Source organism: Parafrankia sp. EUN1f, from assembly GCF_000177675.1.
Taxonomy (GTDB): Bacteria; Actinomycetota; Actinomycetes; order Frankiales; family Frankiaceae; genus Parafrankia.
In genome coordinates this window covers 41,985-60,091 of the sequence record NZ_ADGX01000034.1, presented here as the reverse complement: position 1 = coordinate 60,091, position 18,107 = coordinate 41,985, and the positions used below count along the sequence as shown (strand labels likewise).

Annotated in this window: 13 protein-coding genes; 7 read left to right on the top strand and 6 right to left on the bottom strand. The window is 71.6% G+C overall.

Annotated features, from left to right (window positions below; translation table 11 throughout):
- Positions 1–172: 172 nt before the first annotated feature.
- The 3 genes from FREUN1FDRAFT_RS13010 to FREUN1FDRAFT_RS12995 all read right to left on the bottom strand — a co-directional run bounded on the left by FREUN1FDRAFT_RS13010 (position 173) and on the right by FREUN1FDRAFT_RS12995 (position 4,116).
- Entirely contained in the window at positions 173–838 is a 666-nt protein-coding gene (locus tag FREUN1FDRAFT_RS13010; protein WP_006540515.1) for a DUF6461 domain-containing protein, read from the bottom strand.
- On the bottom strand, positions 835–2,316 hold the full coding sequence (locus FREUN1FDRAFT_RS13005; protein WP_157474715.1) for a hypothetical protein: 1,482 nt from the start codon (positions 2,314–2,316) through the stop codon (positions 835–837). Before FREUN1FDRAFT_RS13005 ends, FREUN1FDRAFT_RS13010 begins: the two co-directional genes overlap by 4 nt.
- A gap of 588 nt (positions 2,317–2,904) precedes the next feature.
- Positions 2,905–4,116 (bottom strand): acyl-CoA dehydrogenase family protein, encoded by a 1,212-nt coding sequence (locus FREUN1FDRAFT_RS12995; RefSeq protein ID WP_006540512.1) that lies wholly within the window; start codon positions 4,114–4,116, stop codon positions 2,905–2,907.
- A 165-nt stretch (positions 4,117–4,281) separates the two neighbouring features.
- On the opposite strand from FREUN1FDRAFT_RS12995, the gene FREUN1FDRAFT_RS12990 reads away from it, so the two are divergent.
- From FREUN1FDRAFT_RS12990 to FREUN1FDRAFT_RS12980, 3 genes are all read left to right on the top strand, one after another.
- Positions 4,282–5,226 (top strand): alpha/beta fold hydrolase, encoded by a 945-nt coding sequence (locus FREUN1FDRAFT_RS12990; RefSeq protein ID WP_006540511.1) that lies wholly within the window; start codon positions 4,282–4,284, stop codon positions 5,224–5,226.
- 83 nt (positions 5,227–5,309) lie between these two features.
- Positions 5,310–5,978, top strand: coding sequence for a hypothetical protein (locus FREUN1FDRAFT_RS12985; RefSeq protein WP_035951431.1), 669 nt, complete (start codon positions 5,310–5,312; stop codon positions 5,976–5,978).
- Between the two features lie 347 nt (positions 5,979–6,325).
- A complete protein-coding gene (locus FREUN1FDRAFT_RS12980) occupies positions 6,326–8,932 on the top strand; it encodes an ATP-binding domain-containing protein (RefSeq protein WP_006540509.1) in 2,607 nt (868 codons plus the stop codon).
- Here FREUN1FDRAFT_RS12980 and FREUN1FDRAFT_RS12975 read toward each other — a convergent pair.
- Complete coding sequence (locus FREUN1FDRAFT_RS12975; RefSeq protein ID WP_369809792.1) at positions 8,901–11,171, bottom strand: ATP-binding cassette domain-containing protein; 2,271 nt, start codon at positions 11,169–11,171, stop codon at positions 8,901–8,903. The genes FREUN1FDRAFT_RS12980 and FREUN1FDRAFT_RS12975 overlap by 32 nt on opposite strands.
- A gap of 419 nt (positions 11,172–11,590) precedes the next feature.
- Between FREUN1FDRAFT_RS12975 and FREUN1FDRAFT_RS12970 the strand changes: the two genes are divergently transcribed.
- The 4 genes from FREUN1FDRAFT_RS12970 (at position 11,591) to FREUN1FDRAFT_RS12955 (ending at position 15,869) form a co-directional block, all read left to right on the top strand.
- On the top strand, positions 11,591–12,871 hold the full coding sequence (locus tag FREUN1FDRAFT_RS12970; RefSeq protein ID WP_006540507.1) for an ABC transporter substrate-binding protein: 1,281 nt from the start codon (positions 11,591–11,593) through the stop codon (positions 12,869–12,871).
- 442 nt (positions 12,872–13,313) lie between these two features.
- Positions 13,314–13,913 carry a molybdopterin-dependent oxidoreductase gene (locus tag FREUN1FDRAFT_RS12965; protein ID WP_006540506.1) on the top strand — a complete coding sequence of 200 codons (600 nt, stop codon included), beginning with the start codon at positions 13,314–13,316 and terminating at the stop codon, positions 13,911–13,913.
- Entirely contained in the window at positions 13,883–14,674 is a 792-nt protein-coding gene (locus FREUN1FDRAFT_RS12960; protein WP_006540505.1) for a ferredoxin reductase, read from the top strand. The genes FREUN1FDRAFT_RS12965 and FREUN1FDRAFT_RS12960 overlap by 31 nt, the downstream gene beginning before the upstream one ends.
- Before the next feature lie 115 nt (positions 14,675–14,789).
- Positions 14,790–15,869, top strand: a complete 1,080-nt coding sequence (locus tag FREUN1FDRAFT_RS12955) for an acetamidase/formamidase family protein (protein ID WP_006540504.1) — start codon at positions 14,790–14,792, stop codon at positions 15,867–15,869.
- Between the two features lie 403 nt (positions 15,870–16,272).
- On the opposite strand, the gene FREUN1FDRAFT_RS12950 is transcribed toward FREUN1FDRAFT_RS12955, so the two are convergent.
- A complete protein-coding gene (locus FREUN1FDRAFT_RS12950; RefSeq protein ID WP_006540503.1) occupies positions 16,273–17,469 on the bottom strand; it encodes an acyl-CoA dehydrogenase family protein in 1,197 nt (398 codons plus the stop codon).
- Between the two features lie 143 nt (positions 17,470–17,612).
- Positions 17,613–18,083 (bottom strand): acyl-CoA dehydrogenase family protein, encoded by a 471-nt coding sequence (locus FREUN1FDRAFT_RS12945; RefSeq protein WP_006540502.1) that lies wholly within the window; start codon positions 18,081–18,083, stop codon positions 17,613–17,615.
- Positions 18,084–18,107 lie beyond the last annotated feature (24 nt).

Sequence of the window (18,107 nt, the reverse complement as noted above, 5' to 3'; positions counted from 1 at the left end):
CGTGGTGATGGCAGTGCACCGACCCCGCTGTCCGGAAGCTGTCTGCGGCCAGTCGTTCCGCCGCGAGCAGGCTGGCTCTTCGCGCCCTCCTGCCGGCGCGCGGGCGATGCCGGCAGGAGCACGTCGCCGGCGAACACGGCGCCGGCGGCGAGTTCTGGTGGGTGTCGGGGTGTCACGACCGGATGAAGTAGGCGCGGTCGGCTTCTTCGATGCGGGTGAGATCGGCCGGTCGGACCTGGTACCCGGTGAAGCGTGCGACGGCGGCCAGGCCCTTGGCAGCCCCGTCGCGGTAGTCGGCCAGGTCCAGGTCGGCGAGGTAGGGGTCCGCGGCGGCGGGCACCGGGCCGTCGTGGGGAAGCTCCAGCGTGGCGAGCAGCTCGCCGCCCTCGGCCAGGTTGAGCCGTCGGACCGCGTTGATGTTCCAGAAGATGCTGGCCGCCCGGCCCTGCGCCGACAGCGGGCGCAGCACCTCGGCGGCGCTGCCCATGAAGCCGTTGTCCTCGACGGCGAGCACCGCGCCGTCCACGGCGAGGAAGGACACCGAGAAGCGGTGGCCGGCCTGGTCCCGGGCCGACTGCAGGGTCGTGGCCGACTGCGGGTCGGCCTGGAACGCGCGCACCACGTCGTCGAGACCCATGCCGGTGATCACGGTGATGGTGGCGGCCTCGCTCAGGCCGCTCCGCCCGATCCAGGAGTAGGCCTTCTCCGGCCGCGGTGGGGTCGCCGGCTCCTGCTCGCCGCGAAGCCGGTAACCGAGGCGATCGGTCCGCTTGTGCACGATCTGGTCGGTGGCCGGCGCGGCCCACACTGTCAGCAGGTATGACTCGGTGCGGCTCACGATGTATCCGCCGGCCGCCGCCAGTGCCTGCGTCGCGGCAACGTCCGCCGCCCCCGCGTCTGCCGCCTCCACCGCGTCGTCCCGGCCCGTTGCGTGCACCCGTAGCCGGTACTCGCCGGGCCAGGGGGCGTCTGCTGCGCGAGACCGCCCGGCTCCACCGGTTCCCCGGGCCGTGCCGGGCCCAGCACCGAGGCCCCGCCGGCCGCCGCCGTCCAGCTCACCTCGACGACCTCGTCCCACCCGACGAGCTCGACCTGCTCCGGTGGTCCCGCGAGGACCGTGGTGGTCACGTTGACGACCGCGGCGGCGGAACCTGCCCGGATGACGGCACCACCAGGAACCACCTGAACCAGGCCGTTGCCGGCGAAGGCACCGTCGCCGGGAACCGCCGCCACCGGGAAGGCGCCCTCGAGCATGCCGAAGCAATGCCCCGCCAGGTGGACCTGCCCGTGTGCCGTGCGTGGCAGCAGGTACTCGGCGCGCCGCCTGGCGAGTGCCACCTGCGCGTAGGCAGGCGGCAGCGGTGTGTTGGTCAGCAGCTCGACTGCCGCGCCCAGCCCGACGCCGATCACCGCCGGTGCGTCGGCTCCGCCGCCGGGCACGCCCAGCTCGCGCAGCACCACGCCGGCGGTCGCCACCCCGAGGGCGAGATGGACCGCACCATGCCGCGCCGCCACCGCCGCCTCGGCAGCGGCCGCGTCCCGCACGGTCGGTGCGTCGGCCGCGTCGGCCGCGTCGGCCGCGTCGGGTGCGGTGAGTGCGTCTGGTGCGACGGTCAGCAGCGGTGCGATCCGAGGATGCTCGGCCAGTGCCCAGATCAGGTCCGCCACCAGCGTGGTCGCGCCGCGACGGACCTGATCGAGAGTGGTGACGGCGCGGCCCGCCTCGTCGTCCTCGCCGACGTAGACACCGGCGTAGAGGACCGAGCCCGACGGCGGAGGCGGCAGGAGCCCGGCCACCCCGGTCGGGGCGCCCGCGGTGGGGAGGCCGTCGACGGCCAGCTCCAGCGCGCCGAGCAGACGGTTGACGAGTGGTGACCCGAGCGCGCGCAGCGCCCGCAGGACAGGCGACTCGGCGGGGCCGGCCGGCCACGGCGGCACGAACACCTCCGGCCCGGGAACGCGCGGGGTGGGTGCGGGTCTCGGCGGCACCGACCCCGGTTGGCCCGCCTGAACGCCGTGCGGCCATGGTCGTGGGTACAGCGGAGGTGGCCCGGCCCGCCGTGATCTCGGCCGGATGCCGGCCTCGGTTGCCTGCACACGGAGGCGCCCGAGCTTCGCGGCCGGCCCGGGCGGTACTCGCCCGGCGAGATCCGGCAGCACCGCCGCGACGGCCACCGCGAGAGCACCCAGCACCGGCGCCGGAACCTGCATCCGATCGGCGGCCGAGGCAGGGCCGCTGTCGAGGGGCAGGGGCCTGCGGGTCGCCCAGTACCGAGCAGGGTCCGGAGGGCCAGGGAAGGCCGCCGTTTCCGTCACCGCATCGCTCCCGATCGTCGTCACCTGGCATGACCGGCGACCACCAGATGCTCCTGGTGGTCGGGCCGTTCCCCAATGGCGTGAACGTAGCGGGCGCCACCGACAATTCGTCGCTGCGCGGGACGGATCCCTCTCGGGTGACCGGTTCCCGCGCCCGCCGGCTTCGGTGCATCCAGACGCGGAAGCGCACGGGAAAGCGGCGGACCTGAACGAGGCGGCCTGGATGGCCTGGATGAGTTGGCCAGGACGAGGTGGCCGGGGATGGCGCGACCGCGGTCACCAGCGGTGCTGGGGCTGGTGCTTCGCGGTCGGCCTCGGTCGGACCGCCGACGCGGCAGGTGCCCCCGAACACCCTCCCCGTCCCGCGTCGGCGGTCCGACAAGTCTGATCCAAGACGGGTTTGCGCCACCGAACCTCGTAGCTTGCCGGTTTTTGTCTATCTCGCGGGGAAAATTGTTCTGCGACGACTGGTGCGGCGAGTGACGCCCCTGTCACGGCATCCGAGGTGTAGCCGTGGATGGATGATCGATCTTTCGTCGACCAGGTGTTGTTGGTGGGTGTCGCACCTGGTGGTCGCGGTGCTCCGGGCTAGGACAGACGCATTCCGGAGATCGCTCGGGCGACCACGAGCCGCTGAATTTCCGACGTACCCTCGAAAATGGTGTAAATTTTTGCGTCGCGATACATTCTTTCGACGGGGTGTTCGCGGCTGTAGCCGGCTCCGCCGAGGATCTGGACCGCCTTCTCGGTCGCCCACACCGCGACCTCGCCGGCCTTCAGCTTCGACATCGAGCCCTCGCCGGCCGTGAACTCGCGTTCGTTGCGCCCCATCCAGGCCGCGCGCCAGATCAGCAGCCGTGCCGCGTCGATCTCCATCCGCATGTCGGCGAGCGCGAACGACACGGCCTGGTTCGTGATGATCGGGCGCCCGAACTGCTCGCGGCCGCGGGCGTAGTCCAGCGCGTACTCGTAGGCGGCGCGGGCGATGCCCACGGCCTGGGCGCCGACCGTGGGGCGGCTGATCTCGAAGGTCGCCAGCGCGGTCTGCCCGGCCGAGCGGGTGCCCTCCCTGGCGAGGGCGAGGCGTTCGTCCAGCTTCTCCTTGCCGCCGAGCAGGCATCGCCCCGGGACGCGGACGTCGTCCAGGAAGACGTCGGCGGTGTGGGAGGCGCGCAGGCCCAGCTTCTTGATCTTCCGGGTGGCGCTGAGGCCGGGAGTGCCCGGGGGGACCACGAACGACGCCTGGCCGCGCGCCCGCAGCGCCGGGTCCACCGAGGCGACGACCACGTGCACGTTGGCGATGCCGCCGTTTGTGATCCACGCCTTCTGGCCGTTCAGGACCCATTCGTCGGTGGCCTCGTCGTAACGGGCCCGGACCCGCATCGACGAGACGTCGGAGCCGGCGTGGGGCTCGGAGACGCAGTACGCGGCCACCTTCGGATCGGCGGCGTCACCGAAGCAGGCGGGCACCCACTCGCCGACCTGCTCCAGCGTGCCCGAGGAGGCGATCCCGGCGACCGCGAGGGAGGTGCCCATGATGGACATGCCGATTCCCGCGTCGCCCCAGAACAGCTCCTCGGAAAGGATCGGCAGGGACAGTCCCGTCGGCTCGAACCAGAGCGTGGACAACGTGTCGAAGTTGTAGAGGCCGATCTTCGCCGCTTCCTGGATGATCGGCCAGGGAGTCTCCTCCCGTTCGTCCCATTCGGAGGCGGCGGGCCGCACCACCTCCGCTGCGAAGCCGTGTACCCACGATCGCAGCTCGGTCTGCTCGTCGGTGAGGTCGAGACTGAAGCTCATGGTGTCCCTCCGCCATCCCGGCCGGCGTTCCGGCGCGCCCCGGATCGACACGTCAAAGGCCCGACAGGTCCTACATTCTCTTTGAACTCCTTGAACCTACCGCCGGGTAGCCTGCGCGGCGATTCCCGGCGACCGAACTGACGGTGACGAGAGCGAGGCGGGAACGTGGCGGATGCGCCGGGTGTCGAGCACCCTGATGCCACCATCGACTACGACGAGTTCGGGCTGCTCCACGAGAACGCCGAGGAGCTGGGTCTTCCGCACCATGGTCGGCCGGACGTCCGCCGCGGTCACCTCGAGATCGAGCCGGGGCGCCGGCTGAGCTACCTGCGGTGGGGCTCGGCCGAGCCTGAGGTCGTCTTCCTGCACGGCGGTGGGCAGAACGCCCACACCTGGGATTCGGTGGTGCTGGCGCTCGGCCGCCCGGCGGTCGCCTTCGACCTGCCCGGGCACGGACACTCCTCCTGGCGCCAGGACCGGGACTACGGGCCGTGGGCGAACGCCGACGCGATCGCGGCGGGCATGCTGGCCGTCGCGCCGAAACCCCAGCTCGTCGTCGGGATGTCATTGGGCGGCGCGACCGCCATCCGCCTTGCGGCGATCCGGCCGCAGCTGTGCCCACGGGTGGTGCTCGTGGACGTCACCCCGGAGTCGGCCGCCAGGGTCCAGGCGATGAACACGGCACAGCGTGGAGCGGTGGCACTCGTCGGCGGCCCGCCCACCTACGACTCGTTCGAACAGATGGCGCAGGCCGCGATCAGCCTCAGCCCGCACCGCCCGGCCTCGGGTGTGCGCCGCGGGGTGCGCCACAACGCCTACCAGCGGCCCGACGGCCGGTGGGCGTGGCGCTACGACCTGGGCAATGCCAGCACAGGGAAGAACAGTCTCCTCGACATGGGGCGGCTGTGGGAGGAGGTGGGCGCGATCACCGCTCCGCTGCTGCTCGTGCGGGGTGGCGAGTCGCCGTTCGTGCACGACGAGGACGTCGAGCAGTTCCGTCGCCGCCTGCCGTCGATGCGCACCGTCGTGGTGGCCGGCGCGGGGCATTCGGTGCAGAGCGACCGGCCGCACGAGCTCGTCCGGCTGATCGAGGACTTCTGGGCCGGCTGAGACGTCCGGGCTGGCCGGGGATCGGGGCCACCTGGGCTTGACAGCCGAGAGTCGGCCGGCCTGACGGCGGGTAACCCACCCTCATGGCTGGAACAGACCCCGAGGTGGTCGTGGGAGAGCTGCTCGCGCGGCACGGTCGCACCTTCGCCGACGAGCTCGGTGTGGACGTCCCCGCCGACACGGCCGAGGCGATGTTCGAGCTGCTGGTCTTCGCGCTGCTGGCGAGCGCGCGGATCCGTACGTCGATCGCCGTCGCCGCCTTCCGGGCGTTGCGCGATCAGGGCTGGACCACCACGGCTGCCGCGATGAGTGAGACGAGCTGGGCCGACCGGACCCGCGTGCTCAACCAGAGCGGCTACGCGCGCTACGACGAGAGCACCTCGCGCATCCTCGCCGACGCGTGCGGCTATCTGCTGGACACCTACGACGGCGACATCCGGCGCCTGCGGGACGAGGCGGACCACACGCCGGAACGCGAGCGGCTGCTGCTCCAGAAGATCAAGGGGATCGGGCCGGTGGGCGCGGACATCTTCCTGCGCGAAGCCCAGGCGGCCTGGGACGAGCTGGTGCCCTATGCGGATCAGCGTGCGCTGCAGTCGGCGGGCGATCTGGGGCTGCCCAGAGACGTCCGGACACTGAGCGCGCTGGTCGAGCGCGAGGACATCCCGCGGCTGGTCGCGGCGCTGGTGCGTACCCGGCTTGAGCACGACGCCGAGGAGGTGCGCAGGCAGGCGGCCTCCCATGGAGGATGAGGCCGGCGGATGAGGCCGGCGGATGAGGCCGGGCGGGCGTCCGGGAGAAAACGTTCATCGTCACGTCTTCCGTCCGTCCCCCGCCGACCGGACGGACGTAGCGTGTGTGGTGGGACGAAAGTCGCGTCCGCGGCCGCGCGTCGATGCCTCGCCCCGCGGTGGTCGGTGTGTCGGTGTGTGGGGTGCTGGCCTGGGCGGCCGCCTGGCGGCGGTCGGGCTCCAGGACACGTCCTGGCCGGGGCGTCGTCAGACGGGATGATCTGAGTGTGGTGGGCTGTACGGGCCCACCATCGGCCATCCGCCGCCCGTTTCGACCTCGGCCAGCCAGCCGTGGGGAAGGAAATAAGGTGCCGACGACACGTGACGCGGAGCTTGCGCGCGAGCAGGCCTACGTCGACACCCTCTACACGCGCCTCGACGAGATCCGCGAGACCACGCGTGCCCAGCTCAGGCAGGTCCTGATGGAGGCCGGCACCGGTACTCCGCAGTCGATCGTGGAGCGCGACGTGTTCGCCGCGACGCATGCCGACCGGCTTTCGCGGCTCGATGCCGCCGAAGGGCGGCTGTGCTTCGGAGCGATGGACAACGTCGACGGGGGCCGTACCTACATCGGCCGGATCGGGCTTTCCGACCAGGAGCAGGAGCCCATCCTGGTGGACTGGCGTGCTCCTGTCGCGACCGCCTTCTACCAGGCGACGATCGCCGACCCGCGCGGGCTGGTGCGTCGGCGCCATCTGCGGACCCGCGGCCGGCGGGTCACCGGCATCGCGGACGATCCGCTGGACCCGCAGGCGTTCATGGCCGCCGCGAGCACCGGCGCCGGAACCGGCGCCGGAACCGGCGCCGGAACCGGTGCTGGAACTGGTGCTGGAGTCGGTGCTGGCAGCGACGTGCCCGAGTCGGGGGACACGATGCTGCTGGAGGCGCTGTCCGCTCCCCGCACCGGACGCATGCACGACATCGTCTCGACCCTGCAGGCGGAGCAGGACCGGATCATCCGTGCCGACGCGAACGCGGTGCTGGTCGTCGACGGCGGACCTGGCACCGGAAAGACCGCGGTGGCTCTGCACCGGGCGGCCTACCTGCTTTACACCCACCGCGACCGGTTGCTGCGTTCCGGTGTGCTCGTGGTCGGCCCCAGCCCTGTCTTCCTGCGATACATCGATCAGGTGCTGCCTTCCCTCGGTGAGACCGGGGTGATGTTCGCCACGCCGGCGCGGCTGTTCCCCGGAATCGAGGCGACCGGCGAGGAACCGGTCGCGGCGGCCGTGCTCAAGGGCGACGAGCGGATGGCCGCGGTGATCGCCGGCGCGGTCCGGGACCGGCAGCGAGTCCCCGGCCGCGGGCTTCGGCTGCGCCACGGTGAATACGGGCTCCAGCTCGATCGGGACACCATCGCCCGGGCCCGGACCAGGGCCCGCCGCAGCCGCCGCCCGCACAACTCCGCCCGTGGGATCTTCCTGCGCGAGCTGCTGAACGTGCTGACGAACCAGGTCGTGACCCAGCTGCCGAAGGGGTTGTTCGACCAGGAGGAGCGCGGCGAGATCCGGTCGGACCTGTGGACGGACCGCGAGGTGCGCCGGGCGCTGAACGCCCTGTGGCCGGTGCTCACCCCTGCCCGGCTGCTGGCCGACCTCTATGCCTCGCCCGACCTGCTCGGTCGCGCCGCGGGCACCCATCTCACCGCGGCCGAGCGTGCGCTGCTGCGCCGAGCCGATGCCGAGGAGGTCCGCTGGACCCCGGCCGACGTTCCGCTGCTCGACGAGGCGGCGGAACTGCTCGGCGACCTCGACGAACAGGCCCGCCGGGCGGAGGAGCGGCGGGCGGAGGCGGAGCGCACGGCGGAGCGCGAGTACGCCCACGGGGTGCTGGAGATGCTCGGCCTGAACGACAGGGTCGACGCGGACACGATCGCGCAGCGCTGGACGGCACCGCGGCAGCGCCGTGCCGCCGCCGAGCACGCGAGCGGTGATCGCTCCTGGACCTTCGGGCACCTCATCGTCGACGAGGCGCAGGAGGTCTCGCCGATGCTGTGGCGCCTGCTGTGGCGGCGGTGCCCCGGCCGGACGGCGACCCTCGTGGGCGATCTGGCCCAGGGTGCCCGCCCGGGGGCCCCGACGAGCTGGGGCGAGCTGCTGGGCCCGGCGGTGACCCACTACGCCGTTGAGCGGCTCACCGTGAACTACCGCACGCCCAGCGAGATCATGGACGTCGCGGCCGACGTCCTGACCGCCGCCGACCCGGCCGCCGTGGCGCCGCGCTCGGTCCGTTCGGTGGGTCGGCGCCCCCGCGTCGTGCGGATCGCCGTGAGCGCGGGGGAGGTACCGGCTGGGAGTTCCTCGGTAGCGGCGGGTGGTTCGGCGGCCGAGGGCGAGCTTGTGCGCGGCGTGGTCGTGGCCGCCACCGATGCCGCGGCGGAGGTGACCGGCGGGCGGGTCGCGGTGATCAGCGCACCCGGGCGGGTCGCGGCCCTCCGGGCGGCTCTGCGCGACGCGGCACCGGCGCTCGCGACACCGGGCCAGCCAGACGAGCCCGAGGCAGACGAGTCGGGCCACGCACGTGCAGGTCGGGCCCGACCGGAGCCCGACCTGCTGGACGCCCCGGTCGTGGTTCTCACCGTCGCCGATTCCAAGGGGCTGGAGTTCGACGCGGTGGTCCTGGTCGAACCGGCCGAGATCGTGGCTGGGCCGACGCGGGGCCTGGCCGACCTCTATGTGGCCCTGACCCGGGCCACCCGGGCTCTCACCGTGGTGCATGCCCAGGACCTTCCCGAGGTGCTGCACAGTCTGTCGCCCTGCGCCCCAACCCCGGGGTCGGGGCCGGGCTTGGGGTCGGGGCCGAGCGGAAACAGCGTGGCGACAGCGACCGCGGCAACCGATCTCGGGCGCGTGGCGCCGGCGGCCGAAGCGGGCGAGGAGACCGTCACGGGACGCCAGCTTCATCTGCTCTGGTGACATCGTCGGCTCTGGTGACATCGTCGGCTCTGGTGACATCGTCGGCGGCCGCGTCCGCATCTCCGCGGATCTGACGGTTGTACAGGCGCGCGTAGGCACCGCCAGCCTGAACGAGATCGACATGGCGGCCCTGCTCGACCACCGAGCCGTCGCCCATGACGTAGATGCGGTCGGCGTCGACGATGGTGGACAGGCGATGCGCGATCACGATGCGGGTGCGCCCGGCCCCCAGCCGGCCCAGCGCCTCCTGGACGGTGTGCTCGGTCGCCGCGTCGAGCTGCGAGGTCGCCTCGTCCAGGATGAGCACGGGTGGGTCGGCGATGAGCACTCGGGCGAGGGCCAGCCGTTGGCGTTCACCGCCGGAGAGCTGATAGCCCCGAGCCCCGACCTTCGTGGCGATGCCCCTGGGCAGCCGGGTCAGCAGCGGACCGAGGCCCGCGTCGGTGACGGCCGCGGTGATCTCCTCGTCGCTCGCGCCCAGCCGCCCGTAGCGGACGTTCGCGGCGATGGTGTCGTTGAACAGGTGCGGATCCTGGGGAACGACGCCGATGGTCGCGCGGAGCTCGCCCCAGCTGAGTTCCGCGAAGTCGGCACCGTCGCGCAGCAGCCTCCCCCGGTCGGGTAGATGCACTCCGGACAGCAGGTAGCCGAGGGTTGTCTTGCCGGCACCGCTCGCTCCGACGATCGCCGTCTTCTCACCCGCGCGAGCGGTCAGGTGCAGATCACGCAGCGCCCACCGGACCTCGTCGCCGGCCGGCTCCTCTGCCTCGGCATCCGCCTCGTCCTCATCCTCGACGTACCACCAGCGGCGCCGCACGTCTCGCCCTGCCGCGGACCAGGCATTCTGACGGCCACCGAGATAGCGGAACCACACCCCGTCGACGGTGATCTCCGGTGCCCGCAGCGCCGGGCCGGTGGGCTCGGAATCGCGTGGTGCCGGGCTCCGGCTTCCCGCACCCGGCATCGCGCCTGGATCCGGCACGGGTGATCGACCTGGTGCGGCCCGCTGCTCGCCGAGCGGCGTTCGCACCCGCGGCGTCGTCGTGGCTCGCGGGGCCGGAACCACGTGGCCACCCACAGCCGCACCCGAACTCGAACCGGCCGCCGGAGGGCCGACGGCCCGCCTGCCCGGTGCCGCCGGGTCGGCGCGCCGCCTGGGACGGGCAGGGGCGACCGGGCCGCCGCCGGTGGTAGTTGTGGTCGGCAGATTCCGCAGGTCAGGTCGCAGGTCGAGCAGGCCGAAGATCCGGTCGAACGCCACGCCGGCCTCGAGGAGATCGGCACGGCTCTCAGCCAGACCGGTGACCGGGCGGTAGGCGAACAACAGCGCGCTCGCGAAGGCGACCAGGGTGCCGACGGTCGTGCGGTCGGTGCTGACGAGCCAGATCCCGACGCTCATGACCGCGACGATGGCCGAGGCCGCACCGCCGGAGGACATGAGCTGTGCCTTGGCGGACACCTTGATCCGCTCCAGGGCGACCTGGCTGGTCTGTGCGGCGATGCCGGCAAGGCGGTCGGACTCATACAGGCTCCGGCCGAACAGCCGCACGTGCAGTGCCCCCGACACCCCCGTCGTGTCGGTGATCACCGCGAAATGCGCTGACCGCAGCTTGATGTGCTCTCGCGTGAGTTCGCGACCTCGCCGCCGGCCGAGCGTCATCAGCCCGAAGACCAACGGCGAAAGACACACGGCGACCAGAGCGAGGCGCCATTCGAGCACCGCGATGCTGACCAGCCCGACCGCTGCTGTCACCGCCGCGCTGATCGCGCGCGGAACCGACAGCGACACCGCGCTGCGTACCTCCGCGATGTCGTTCCCGAAAAGGGTGAGCACGTCACCGTGCCGCTGGCCCGGAAAGAAGGAGAACGGGAGACGGAGCAGGTGGTCATGAACAGCGACGGTCGCCCGCATCGAGACCCGCTCGCCCACGCCCGCGCCGACCAGAGTCGAGGCCGCGCTCAGGGCGGCCTGGAGGAGAAAGGCAAGCAGCAGCAACGCGACCTGCCCGACGAGCGCCGCCCGGCCCTGCGTGGTGCCGTCCTCCAGCAGGCCGTCGTCGACGACGGTGCGCAGGACGAAGGGCGCGACGGCCATCGACAACGCACCGACCAGGTCGAGCCCGACGATGGCGAGCAGCCGGCCGCCCTGGTCGTCGAAGAAGCGGACTCCGCGCCGGGCGCTGCGACTGGCGGTGAGGCGGGCCAACAACAGAGCCATCAGACGTGGTGCCAGGGGCACGCCGCGGGGTTCCTCGCCGCGACCACCGGTGGGCGCTGGTGAGGTTCGGCTGTTCATCGCCGCTGCCCTCCTACCTGCCGTGGCCGATGGGGCGGACTGCCGCAAACGACATGATCACTCCTTGGGAGATCCAGTCGATCAGCTCTCGGAGATCGTCCCCTGCGGGTGCGACAGAAATCGGCGTAGCGCGACGACGACTACGAGCGGACACATCCCACGCGGAGCCTTGCCGAAGGGTTGCGTCACATATGGCCTGATAGTGGAAATTCACAGATAACACGGATTGGCGCAAGGCGGTGACGTTGGTGGGTCACTGTGGTGCTGTGCGTACCAGACCTGGGACGAACCGTGCCGATGCCTCGGCCGCTGTGACGGCCGGGTCCGGACCATGCGGTCCGCTGCCGCGAGCGCGTGACCGGATGCCGCGAGTCCGCGCCCGGGTGCCGCGAGTCCGCGGCCGGGGGGCCCGGGCGGTGCTGGCCGCGCTGCTCGCCGCGGTCCTGTGCGGCTCCGCCGCGTCGTGCGTTCTCGGCGCGAGCAGCGCGCAGCCACCGTCGCCGAGCGGCACGGGCGCCGCCTGCCCGGGCACCCCGGGCGTGACTGCGGACGAGGTGCGGGTAGGGCTGCTGTATCCCGACTCCGGCAACGCGGCCTCGCTGTTCGCTCCGTTCCGCGCCGGCGTGGAGGCCCGTCTCGGCGTGGCGAACAGCGCCGGCGGTGTCCAGGGGCGCCGCGTCACCTACCTGCGCCAGGACGACGGTTCACAGCCCGCCGCGAACCGCGCGGCCGCCCGGACGCTCGTCGAGCAGCGTCAGGTCTTCGGGATCATGGAGTCGACCACGGCATCCGCGGGCTCCGCCGAGTACCTGCACAGCAAGGGTGTCCCGGTCACGGGGACGTCGCTCGACCCGGCCTGGACCGTCTACGACACCATGTTCAGCTATTCGAACATGATTGCGGACGGTAGCTCCGTCTCCACCTGGGGGGACTTCGTCGCGGAGCAGGGCGGCCGGACGGCGCTGATCGTGGTGACGAGCCTTTCCGCCGCGTCCGGCGAGTTCGCCGAGGAGCTGAGAGCGAGTCTGGAGATCGCGGGCGTGCGGGTCGTCGGCACCGTCGACGCGACCGGCCCCATCAACCTTCGCGCGATCGGGGACCAGGTGCGCGACAGCGGGGCCGACACCCTGGTGGGCGCGGTGACCGGCGCGGCGTTCGGCCAGGTCGTGCTGGGAGCCCACGCCGCCGGGGCGAAGCTACGGGTGATCCTCACGCCGTCCGGCTACGACCAGAGCATGCTCAAGCTCTTCGGGACGATCCTGGCCGGGGTCAATCTGTTCGTGGATTACCAGCCGTTCGAACTGGAGCTGCCCGGTCATCGGGCGTTCCTGGAGGCGATGGCCCGTTACGCGCCCTACCTGCCGACGGCGAACCAGCAGGCGGCGCTGTCCGGGTGGATCACGGCCGACATGTTTATCCGTGGTCTTTCAGTGGCTGGTCCGTGCCCGACCCGGCAGCGCTTCGTCGAGGGTCTGCGTGCTGTGCGTGACTATTCCGCGGACGGCCTGCTGCCCGAACCGATCGACTTCGCCAAGTCGTTCGGCGAGCTCGGGCGCTGCTACACCTTCATGCGGGTGAGTTCGGACGGCACTCGGTTCGAGGTGCTGCGGCCGGCGCCGCGCTGTGGGACGCTCGGGAGCTGATTTCTGCGTCGCGTATCGACTATCAGAATCAAACAGCGGCCTTCATGGGACCTACAGAAGGTCGACCGGGGACCTTCGTCCTGGGACTAACGTCCTAAGGTAGTGGGATCGCACCTGTCTGTCATTGCCGATGCGCCCTCGGTGATGAAAAGATCGAGACGTCGCCCGGGGACCCCCGACCCCGGGCGACGCGACGGGTCTCATCCCGAGCGTTGACCGGCTCCCGAGCGTTGACCGGCAGCCGGCACGCCCCGCGCCGCGGCCCGGTCGGATCAGAGGTCGACAACCTCATCAGAAGGCCGGCAATGCCGTCGACAACATCACAGTGGCTCGAGCGGCACAGTGGCCTGAGCGGCACAGTGGCCTGAGCGCCGCAGTGGCCCGCGTGACAACGCCACAGCGGCCCGAGCTCGGGTGCGGGTTGCGTGATAGGAGTCCTGAGGTGGGAATCGTGTCTCCGGGCTTTCAGGGCCGACCTCGCTCCGCCGGGGCGGTGCTGCCGCCCGGCCAGTACATTGCCGAGGACTTTCCCGTGCTGTCCGCCGGGCCCACTCCCCGGGTCGAGCAGGCCGCCTGGGAGTTCACCATCACGACGGAGACCGGCGTCGAGCACCGCTGGGACTGGCCCGCCTTCCTGCGGCTGCCCAGCCAGTCGCCGACGGTCGACATCCACTGTGTGACCCAGTGGACGAAGCTCGGCACCACCTGGGAGGGCGTCAGCCTCGACACCCTGCTCGGCGGCGTGGAGACGGCCGCGGAATATGCGCTGGTGCACTCGTACGGTGGGTACACCACCAACCTCCCCCTCGCCGATCTTCTCGACGGGCAGGCCTGGGTGGTGCACCGCTACGACGGCGCCCCGCTGGCACCCGAGCACGGTGGCCCGGCGCGACTACTCGTGCCACACCTGTACTTCTGGAAATCGGCGAAGTGGGTGCGCGGCATCCGCCTGCTGGATCGGGACGAGCAGGGCTTCTGGGAGCTCGCCGGATACCATGATCGAGGTGATCCGTGGCTGGAGCAGCGCTACCAGGGGGACTGAGCGAGCGTCTCGCCTGGCGGGTCGCCCGCCTCGTGGCGGTCCGGTCGGAGACCGACACCGCCCGCACCCTCGTTCTGGAGGCGCCCGGGTGGCCGGGGCATCTCGCGGGCCAACGGGTGGATCTGCGCCTCACCGCCGCCGACGGCTACAGCACCCGTCGCAGCTACTCGCTGGCCGCACCGGCCGACGGTGATCGCCTGGAGCTGACGGTGCAGCGGGTGCCGGGTGGCGAGGTCTCCCCGTACCTGACGGAGATCTACTCCGTCGGTGACCCTGTGGAGCTGCGTGGGCCGATCGGCGGCTGGTTCGTCTGGCGGCCCACCGACACCGCGCCGGTGCTGCTGGTGGCGGGCGGCTCAGGCCTGGTGCCGCTGATGGCCATGGTGCGGGCGCGCCGCGCCGCCGGCAGCAGGAGTCCGTTCCGCCTGGTCTGCTCCGTCCGCACACCGAGCGATCTCTACTACGCGGCCGAGCTGCGCGCGGGCGCGAGCCGTGATCCCGGGCTGGATGTGACCATCGCCTACACCAGGGCCGTCCCCGAGCACTGGACGTCGCCGCCGCGCCGGCTGCGCGCCGAGGATCTGGTGGCGGCCGGCTGGCCGCCGGAGTTCGAGCCGACCTGTTATGTGTGCGGCCCGACCGGCTTCGTCGAGGCGGTCGCTGACGCACTGGTCGAGATAGGCCACGCATCCGAACGGATTCGCACCGAACGTTTCGGGCCGAGTGGTTCGAGCGCCGGGACCGGACCCTCCAAGGTGTGAGACGGGGCGCTCATATGGGACGTGACGTGCGGTTTCCTGGTGGGATTGGGTGGATCGACCGTGGTCGGTGAGCCTGTGCTCCGAGCCCGGACGAGCTACTAGGGAGCGCGTCATCATGTCCGTACTGCAGTGTGGAACCGGGGAATGGCCGGGGCAGCACTACCTGCCTTCGTCGCCGAAGACGGTTACCTGGGGCCGTCTGCCAACCGCGGCGACCGAGCCGGTGCTGCAAGTGGCCTCCGGTGCCACGATCACCATCGACACCCTGTCCCATGAGGGCCTGATGGAGGACCAGGGCCGGGACCCGAAGGCCTTCTGGGCGGGTCATGATGTGGCCGGCGACGCCGTGCTCCAGGACGCGATCGACATCGCCAGGGAGGTCGAGCACTACCGCGGGCTGGACGGCCCGCACGTGGTGACCGGGCCGGTTCACATCGAGGGAGCACGACCCGGCGACGTCCTCAAGGTCGAGTACCTGCAGCTGACCCCGCGGGTTCCCTACGGGCTCGTCTCCAGCCGGCACGGCCGGGGCGCGCTGCCCGGTGAGCTGCCCATCGACGACAACGGCGTCCTCACCGACCGCTACAGCCAGTTCTGCGACGTGGACGTGGCGGCTGGCCGGGCCGTGATGCGGTACGGCGCGGGGCGGCAGATCTCCTTCCCCGTCGCGCCGTTCATGGGCCTCACCGGCGTCACCCCGGTGGGGGAGAAGGCGCTCAACACGGTTCCGCCCGGTCCGTTCGGCGGCAACCTCGATGTTCGCGACCTCGTCACTGGAACGGCCCTCTACCTGCCGGTCCAGATCCCGGGCGCGGGCTTCTACACCGGTGATCCGCATTTCGCCCAGGGGCATGGAGAGGTCTCCCTGACCGCCCTGGAGGCATCGCTGCGCACCACCGTGCGCCTCACCGTGCTGACCGGTGACGAGGCGGCACCGTTCGGCGCGGGGGTGAGTGGGCCGTTCGGTGAGACGCCCGAGCACTGGATCGCCGTCGGCCTGCACACCGACCTGGACGAGGCCATGCGGCTGGCGGTCCGGGAGGCGCTGCGGGTGCTCAGCCAGGTTCGGGACGTGCCGGTGATGGTCGCCTACAGCTATCTTTCCGCCGCCGCCGACTTCATGGTGAGCCAGGTGGTCGACGACGTGAAGGGCGTGCACTGCCTGATCCGCAAGCGAGACTTCCCCGCCTGGTAACCGCCGAGCGAACCGGATCGGGCCCGCCATCTGATGGGTGCGAAGAGAAGCATCCGACAGTTGTCTCCCGGCCGAATTTTTTGGAAGTCCGCCGGGCAGCGTTCTCTCGATTCTTTTCGGAATTGTGGTGCTCGTGGCGACGTCCAGGGCGTTCCGACTTTTCTTCGAGATGCGGCGGCTGCGCCGTCGGGGTTTTGTCGCGGAGGCGCTGGTCGTCGGAGTCGATATCGAGCGGGATACCGATTCCGTCGCCTGCACCCCGTGGGTGAGCTTCGTGACCGGCCGTCGGGCTGCCGGTCCCCAACCTGTCCTTCCTCGTCCCGCCCGACGACCTCGACGCACGGCCGATTCTCACCGTCCAGCCCGCGTCGTACTGACAGCTGCTGGCAGGCGATGACTCCCGCTAGATCTCGAGCTCGTCGGCCAGCAGGCCCCGGTGATGCACCGGGTCGCCGAACAGCAGCTCCGAGGTCTTCGCCCGCTTGAAGTACAGGTGCGCCGGATGCTCCCAGGTGAAGCCGATGCCGCCGTGGATCTGAATGTTCTCCGCGGCGGCCGAGAAGTACGCCTCGCCGACGTAGGCCTTCGCCATCGCCGCGGCGCGGGCCAGCAGCCGGGCGTCACCGGACGCGGCGACCTGCGCCGCGTGGTACGCGGCCGACCTGGAGCCTTCGACCGCGACCAGCATGTCGGCGCAGCTGTGCTTCACGGCCTGATAGCTTCCGATCGGCCGCCCGAACTGGACGCGCTCGCGGGCGTACCGCACGGCCTGCGCCAGGACGGCTCGGGCGCCTCCGGTGCTTTCGTTCGCCAACGCCACGCAGGCGAGCCGCAGAACTCGGGTCAGGAGCGGCCCGGCGTCCCCCTCGGCTCCGATCAGCCGGGCCGGTGTCCCGCTGAACGTCAGATCGGCCTGTTTGCGGGTCAGATCCATCACCGGCAGCGGTGACCGGATCAGCCCCGGTGCGTCACCGCTGACCGCGAACAGGGACAGGCCCCCGTCGGCCCAGGCGGTGACCAGGAGGAGGTCGGCCACCGCGCCGTCGAGAACGAAATGCCTGGTCCCGCGCAGCGTGTAGCCACCGTCGCCGGAACCGGAACGGGTGGCGACGATCAGCGGCCCGCCGTGCCCCGCGGCCTCCGCGGACCCGGTGGAACCACCGCCCGCCGTCGTGGCCGGTGCTGGTGCTGGTGCGGTGTCCACGCGTCCGGTCGGGCCGGCGAAGGCGAGCGTGCCGATGGACGAGCCGTCGACGAGCCCGGGGAGCAGCTCCGCGCGTGCGGCCGGGTCAGCCGCGTCCAGCAGGGCGCCGGTCGCGAGCACCGCGGAGGCGAGGAACGGCGCGCACAGCAGGAACGCGCCCATCTCCTCCAGGACGATCCCGAGCTCGACGAACCCGAAGCCGGAGCCGCCGTACTCCGCGGGCACGTGCAGCCCCTGCAGCCCGAGCTGCTCGGCCATCTGGCGCCAGACCGCAGGGTCGTAGCCGTCGGCGGTCTCCATCAGGCGACGGACCTCGGACTCGGGCGAGGTGCGTTCGAGGAAGGACCGCACGGTGCGGCGCAGCTCCTCCTGCTCGTCGGAGAACACGAGGCCCACGGTGCTCCTCCACAGGTCTGATGAGTTCGTCGTTCGGGTTCGTTCGGGGCTCGGTGTCGGGCGCGGCTCGGTAGGGGTCGCCGAGGCGGCCGCGGCAGGCCGAAGACGTCGCGGTAAGCGGGGGGTGCCCGTGAGGGCTGAGGTCAGCGGGGGACGTCGCGCCAGGGCACGCCCTTGTCGACACCGACATCGCCAGGCAGGCCCAGCACCCGCTCACCCAGGATGTTGCGCAGGATCTGCGACGTTCCGCCCTCGATGGTGTTCGCGCGGGAGCGCAGGAACGTCTGGGCGGCGTCACGCGGGCCGTCGCCGCCGAGCGGCAGGGCCGGACGTGTCATCCGGTACTCCGGGACGAGCGCGCCCCCGTTGCCCAGCAGATCGAGCAGGTAGGCCGCCGCGCGCCTGCTGTGCTCGGTGCCGGTCAGCTTCAGCACCGATCCTTCGGGCCCGGGGCGCCCGCGGCCACCGCCGTCGCGGCCGACCCAGACCCATGCGAGGCCGGCGTCGAACCGGGCGCCCAGGAACGTGCGCGGGTCCGTGGCCGCCGGTGGATGTGTGGCCAGGAGATCATCGACGATGCTGGTCAGGCCCTGCGCTGTCATGGTCTGGGACACCGCGCGCTCCTCTCCGCCAGCCCG

Bases quoted from the DNA above. Each gene is read 5' to 3' on its own strand.
- FREUN1FDRAFT_RS12955 (WP_006540504.1), top strand. From the start codon at position 14,790: ATGTCCGTACTGCAGTGTGGAACCGGGGAATGGCCGGGGCAGCACTAC.
- FREUN1FDRAFT_RS12985 (WP_035951431.1), top strand. From the start codon at position 5,310: ATGGCTGGAACAGACCCCGAGGTGGTCGTGGGAGAGCTGCTCGCGCGG.
- FREUN1FDRAFT_RS12970 (WP_006540507.1), top strand. From the start codon at position 11,591: ATGCCGCGAGTCCGCGCCCGGGTGCCGCGAGTCCGCGGCCGGGGGGCC.
- FREUN1FDRAFT_RS12995 (WP_006540512.1), bottom strand. From the start codon at position 4,116: ATGAGCTTCAGTCTCGACCTCACCGACGAGCAGACCGAGCTGCGATCG.